This is a genomic window from Maricaulis parjimensis, assembly GCF_016817355.1.
GTDB classification, from domain to species: Bacteria; Pseudomonadota; Alphaproteobacteria; order Caulobacterales; family Maricaulaceae; genus Maricaulis; species Maricaulis parjimensis.
Genome location: NZ_JADOTT010000005.1, coordinates 283,825 through 289,915 on the forward strand (window position 1 = coordinate 283,825; position 6,091 = coordinate 289,915).

Annotated in this window: 4 protein-coding genes; all 4 read right to left on the minus strand. The window is 65.2% G+C overall.

All coding sequences use genetic code 11. The features are described 5' to 3' along the window. Positions 1-73: 73 nt before the first annotated feature. On the minus strand, positions 74-940 hold the full coding sequence (locus tag I0K07_RS10935) for an SDR family NAD(P)-dependent oxidoreductase (protein WP_203293303.1): 867 nt from the start codon (positions 938-940) through the stop codon (positions 74-76). 92 nt (positions 941-1,032) lie between these two features. Beyond that, positions 1,033-3,174 (minus strand): DEAD/DEAH box helicase, encoded by a 2,142-nt coding sequence (locus I0K07_RS10940; protein ID WP_203293304.1) that lies wholly within the window; start codon positions 3,172-3,174, stop codon positions 1,033-1,035. A gap of 197 nt (positions 3,175-3,371) precedes the next feature. Next, entirely contained in the window at positions 3,372-4,955 is a 1,584-nt protein-coding gene (locus I0K07_RS10945; RefSeq protein ID WP_203293306.1) for an ABC-F family ATP-binding cassette domain-containing protein, read from the minus strand. A gap of 168 nt (positions 4,956-5,123) precedes the next feature. Continuing rightward, complete coding sequence (locus tag I0K07_RS10950; protein WP_138513548.1) at positions 5,124-5,492, minus strand: VOC family protein; 369 nt, start codon at positions 5,490-5,492, stop codon at positions 5,124-5,126. Between the last annotated feature and the right edge of the window lie 599 nt (positions 5,493-6,091).

Consider the following 6,091-nt stretch of genomic DNA (forward strand, 5'->3'; position numbering starts at 1 on the left):
AATGCGTGTTAATTCACTTCGTGGTGAAGAAACCACACAGGCTTGGGTCGAGACACCGGTGACAGAACGGGGATCAGCCCTCGGCGGGCTCGTTGATCCGGCGCAATTCGAGGGGCTCGCCGGAGCCGGCAGAGGCCGCCAGTTCGGCCCCTTGAGCGGCCAGCATGCCGTAGAGCGGTTCCGGATCCTTGGCGCGAAGATCCAGGGCGGCCTTTTCCATGCCCTCGGCAATCACGATCTCGCGTTCGCCGGTTTCGATCTGGTCGAGGATGCGTCTGGCGGCTTCGGCCGGATCCATGCCGGCTTCGATATTGGCATCGGACACGCCGCGGGCCGCGCCGCTGCCGGTGAGGGCATTGCGAGATACGCCGGTCTTCACCGAGCCGGGCAGGATGACGGAGACGGTGAGGCCATAGGCTTTCTCGGTCTCCGCCCGCAGGCTGTCGAACCAGCCGACACAGGCATGCTTGGCGGCGCAATAGCCGGAGCGGACCGGCGTGCCGATCTTGCCGGCCAGCGAGGAGACGATGGAGACATGGCCGGAGCCGGCAGCGATCATGGAGGGCAGGACCAGCTTGGTCAGGGCGACCGGCGCGAAGAAGTCCACCTCCATGATGCGGCGATACACGTCCATGCCGGTATCGACGATCAGGCTGCGCTGGGAAATGCCGGCATTATTGATCAGCCCGTCGATCCGGCCTTGCCAGGCCAGGGCCTGGTCCACGAGACCGGGCAGGGCGTCGTAATCCGTGGTGTCGAAGGCAAGGATGAAAGCGTCGGTGGCCAGCGCGGACCGGGTCTCTTCCAGCGCATCTCTATTGCGGCCGGAGAGGATGAGTTTGGCGCCGCGCTTTGACAATTCGATCGCCAGCGCCTGGCCGATGCCCGAGGAGGCACCGGTCACCCAATAGATCTTGTCCGCGTAGAATCCGTCGCTCACCTGGTCTCTCCCCTTGTGTGTGGCGTGTTCGCCGTCTTGGGGAGCAGACTAGGTGAGCGTTACGGGTTTGGGTAGTCAGCCCAACCGGCGCGCTAGCTGCGGGGCGGTTTGGGCTTGCGGGCGGGTTTGCCCTTCGGCTTGCCGGCGAATTTGCCGCCCGGCTTTCCGCCGGACTTGGCCGCAGGCTTTCCATCCGGCTTGGTTTTGCGGGGCTTGCGGCGCAGCGGATAATCCTCGCCGGCGAGCGGAGAGTCGGCGCGCTCATAATCCGGCTTCGGCTTGGATTTGAAGGGGCGCTCCCCCTCATCGGATTTGGCGAAGGGTTTCTTGTCGCCATAGGGCTTCTTGCCGCCCGGCTTTTTGTCGCCGTAGGCTTTCTTGTCCCCGAAGTCTTTCTTCTCGGCGTAGGGCTTCTTGTCGCCGAAATCCTTCTTCTCGCCATAAGGCTTCTTGTCGAAGGACTTCTTCTTGAAGCGCGGCTTGTCATCGCCTTCCGGCTTCCAGTCATCGCGCTTGCGGTCGAGCGGATAGCCGTCGCTGTCGGTCTGCTCCTGGCGGCGCGGGCCCTTGCGATGACGCATTTTCGGCGTGCGGCCATCGGTCGGCCCGTCATTGGGACCGGCGCGCTGGAGTTCCGACCCGTCACACGGGGTGACGCGGATATTCTTCTCGCCGCCGCCATTCTCGGCCAGGGATTTGGTGAAACGCTCGGCATGGGCCGCGTCGATCTCGAAACGGGTTTCCACTTCGCCGATCTGGATGGAGCCGATCTCGCGCTTGGTGACATGGCCCAGGCGGCAGATCAGCGGCAGGAGCCAGCGCGGCTCGGCCTTGGCGCGGCGGCCGGCAGAGAGGCGGAACCAGACGCTCTCCTTGAAATTCTCGCGCGGCTTGCGTTCCGGCCGGTCATTCTGCGCGGCCGGGCCGGAGAGGAGATCCTCGGCAGAGGGCAGATTGGCCAGGCGCGTGCGCAGGAAGGCGGCGGCCAGTTGTTCGGCGGTGAAAGCCTCCATCAGCGCGTCGACATCGCTCTTGAGGTCTTCGTCGACGGCTTCGGTGAGGACGGGGTCCGCCATCAGGCGTTCGCGGTCCTTCGCGCGGACATCATCGGCGCCGGGGGCCTCGGCCCATTCCACCTGCAGGCGGGCATCGCGCAGAAGGCGCTGGGCGCGGCTGCGGCGGGTAAAGGGCACGATGATCGCACAGACACCCTTGGCGCCGGCCCGGCCGGTGCGGCCGGAACGGTGCAGGAGGACATCGGCATTGGTCGGCAGATCGGCATGGATGACGAGTTCCAGACCCGGCAAGTCGATGCCGCGGGCGGCGACATCGGTGGCCACACAGACGCGGGCGCGGCCATCGCGCAGGGCCTGCAGGGCATGGGTGCGCTCATTCTGGGTCAGCTCGCCGGACAGGGCGACGGTGGCAAAGCCACGATTGCCGAAACGGGCGGCCAGACGGTTCACCGCTTCGCGCGTGGCGCAGAAAATGATGGCGCGCTCGGCATCATAATAGCGCAGCACATTGATGATCGCGTTTTCCCGGTCGGACGGGGCGACGGTCAGGGCGCGGTATTCGATATCGGCATGCTGGCCGCGTTCGGAGACCGTGGTGATGCGCAGGGCATCCTTCTGGAAACGGCGGGCAATATCGGCAATGGCGCGCGGTACGGTGGCCGAGAACAAAAGGGTGCGGCGGCTCGCCGGAGCAGCGTCCAGAATGTATTCCAGATCCTCGCGGAAGCCGAAATCGAGCATTTCGTCGGCTTCGTCCAGAACGACGGCCTTGAGCTGGGACATGTCCAGCGCACCGCGCTCGATATGGTCGCGCAGACGGCCCGGTGTGCCGACCACGATGTGACAGCCACGTTCCAAAACACGGCGTTCGGCGCGGGGATCCATGCCGCCGACACAGGAGGCGATCCGGCCGCCGGCCTCGCCATAGAGCCAGGTCAGTTCTTTCTGGACCTGCAGTGCCAGTTCGCGCGTCGGCGCGACAACCAGGGCCATGGGCAGATCGGGCGCGTTGAAATTCGTGTCGTCGCCCAACAGGGTCGGGGCGATCGACAGGCCGAAGGCGACGGTCTTGCCCGAACCGGTCTGGGCGGAGACGAGGAGGTCGCGCCCCTCGGTCTCTTCCGCGATCACGGCGGACTGGACTTCGGTGAGGGCGGCATAGCCCTTTTTCTCAAGCGCAGCGGCAAGGGCCGGCGCAATGCGGTCAGTCTCGGTCATATAAAGCTGTTTCCAGTGCCAAAATGCCGGCCACACCCATCACGGGCCGGGTTCCATCAGTGTCCCGGTAAGGACGCCGATGAGTGGCGACTGGCCGGAATAGGGCAGCGTGTAGCACAGCTTGGAGGAAATGCACGCATCAGCGGCGGCAGGGCGGGTATGCAGTTGTGGGGGTGAGGTTTGGAGAGCCGTGGCCCCTACCGCTTGTCCGCCTGCAGGATCAGTTTGCGGTAGTCATTGAGGTCGCCGTCATAGCGGCTGGCGCGGCCGTCCTTGACGAGCCAGAGCTGGTCGGCGGTGCCTTCGGCGAGGTAGACGTCGTGGGTGATGAGGACGACGGCGCCATTGTATTCGTTGAGCGCGTAGATCAGGGCTTCGCGGCTGTCGATGTCGAGGTGGGAGGTCGGTTCGTCCAGGATGAGGATGTGCGGCTTGTCCAGGGACATGAGGCCCAGGAGGAGGCGCACTTTCTCGCCGCCGGAGAGTTTCTCGATATTGGTCTCGACCTTCTCGTGCGGGAAGCCCATGCCGGCGGCGACGGCGCGGCAGCGGGCCGGCGTGGTGCCGTGGGGCAGGGCGTCGCGGACATGGTCCAGCACGGTCTCGCCCTCATTGAGCTCGTCCATCTGGTCCTGGGAGAAATAGCCGATGCGCAGGGACCGGGCCGCGGTGCGCTCGCCGCCCATCAGCTCCAAGCGCTGAGCGATGGATTTGACCAGCGTGGTCTTGCCCTGGCCATTGGCGCCGACAATGGCGATACGGTCATCGGGATCCAGGCGCAGATCGACGCGGTCGAGGATCTTCGCGCCCTCGCCATAACCCACCGTGGCATCGCGCAATTGCAGGAGCGGCGCGTTCAGCTTGTCGGTCGATGTGGGGAAGGAGAAAGGCGTGGTGCGTTCGGCGATCGGGATGGAGATGTCCTGCATCTTCTCGAGCATTTTCACGCGCGACTGGGCCTGGCTGGCCTTGGACGCCTTGGCGCCGAAACGATCCACGAAGGCCTGAAGGCGGGCGCGGTCGGCATCCTGCTTGGCGCGCTGGGCTTCCAAGAGGGCGGTCTTGGCGGCGCGCAGTTTCAGCCAGGCATCATAGCCGCCCGGCGTGATGGAGAGCTGTTTGTGCTCCAGCGCCAGCGTATGGGTGACGCAGCGGTTCAGCATTTCCCGGTCGTGCGAGACGATCAGCACGGTGTGGGGATATTTCTTGAGATAGGTCTCCAGCCAGGCCGCGCCTTCCAGGTCGAGATAGTTGGTCGGCTCGTCGAGCAGGAGCAGGTCGGGCTCGGAGAAGAGCACGCCGGCAATGGCGGCGCGCATGCGCCAGCCGCCGGAAAACTCGCGCGTCGGGCGCGACAGGTCGGCATCGGTAAAGCCCAGACCCATGAGGACTTCCGCCGCCCGCGCCTCGGCCGTCCAGGCGTCGATGTCCGCGAGGCGGGTGAAGATCTCGGCGATACGGTCGGGATCGGTGGCGGTCTCCGATTCCTGCATCAGGGCGTGGCGCTCGGCATCGGTGGACAGGACCACTTCGAGGATCGTCTGCTCGGAGGGCTGCACCTCCTGGGCGACCCAGCCGATGCGCGCGCCGCGCTGCAGACGGACAGGCGTGTCGGAGGAGGGCTGGTCGATCTCTTCGCGGATGATACGCAAGAGGGTCGACTTGCCGGTGCCATTGCGGCCGACCAGGCCGACCTTCCAGCCGCCGGAAATCTGCGCGGACGCATTCTCGAACAGGGAACGCTCGCCGATGCGATAATCAAGATTGGAAATGGTCAGCATCGGACGGTCGGGCTTTCGCGGCAGGTGAGGGCGGCAGGTTGGGCGATCAGGGGCGCCTCATACCTGCTGCGCTGCAACAAGCCCAGTCTTGTCTGCGGTGGGGTGAGGCCCACAGCAAAACGCCCCGCCTTTCGGGCGGGGCGTTTCGTGTCGGCCGGGCCGGTCTTCCTACATGTGGAAGATGGCGAGCTTGTTGCCGTCCGGGTCGCGGAAATAGCCGGCATAGAAGCCTTCATCGCCGCGCGGGCCGGCCGCGCCTTCGTCCGGAGCGCCGAGCTCCATGGCAAGCTTGTAGATTTCGTCGACCTGGGCGCGGTCCTTGGCCTGCAGGGCCACCATGACGCCATTGCCGACCGTGGCCGGCTGTCCGTCAAAGGGTTGGGTCAGCGCGACACCGGCCCCGCCACCGGGCTGGCCCCAGGCGATGAAGGTGTCGAAATCCATCATGCGGCCGACGCCCAGCGCGCCACAGATCTTGTCATAGAAGGGCGCATTCTTCTGCAGGTCGTTCGTGCCCAGGGTCACATAGCCAATCATATTTGTCCTCCAATGCAATCCCGCCTCGGGATGGAACGGGAATTGCCACATTGTTCTGCAAATGTTCCGCCTGGTAAATTATCCGAACCGGTGGCGAAGGCAAACAGTTTTTCGGGGTGATGCACGCGAGGGGGGGCTTCTTCATCGAATGGGGATGCGGCGCCTTCGGCAGGTCCCGGGACTGTGCCCGGGAAAAATGCGGGTGGATGTTTCACGGCTTTCATCGCCACGGCGTTTCCGCCTGGCGGTATGAGAGGTGTGCGGGAGGCCGGCGACTGTCTGCCGGCATGTTTTTAAAAGTGTGTGACAGGCGTCTGCCTCCCGCACGCGGAGATTTCCCGGACGCTCTCGCCCCCGTTTCCAATCCGGCCGGTATTCGGGTCGGGCGTTTAGTGCCGTCAGACCGGGCCGGATGCCCTGCCGGAGCTTAGGATGTCACCCCCTCGCGCGGACAGGCTCCGCACACTTCCGGGCACAAGGGACTGAGCTCGCGCCTCTCTTCCCGGAAGTCGAGGAGGAGTGTCTCACGGGTTTTGGGGGTGGGGATAAGTTTTCCTCCCCCGCCGCGCGGGGGAGGTGCCGAGCCTGCGAGGCGGAGG

Excerpts from the sequence above, each read along its gene's own strand:
- I0K07_RS10940 (WP_203293304.1), bottom strand. The coding sequence starts at position 3,174 with ATGACCGAGACTGACCGCATTGCGCCGGCCCTTGCCGCTGCGCTTGAG.
- I0K07_RS10945 (WP_203293306.1), bottom strand. The coding sequence starts at position 4,955 with ATGCTGACCATTTCCAATCTTGATTATCGCATCGGCGAGCGTTCCCTG.
- I0K07_RS10950 (WP_138513548.1), bottom strand. The coding sequence starts at position 5,492 with ATGATTGGCTATGTGACCCTGGGCACGAACGACCTGCAGAAGAATGCG.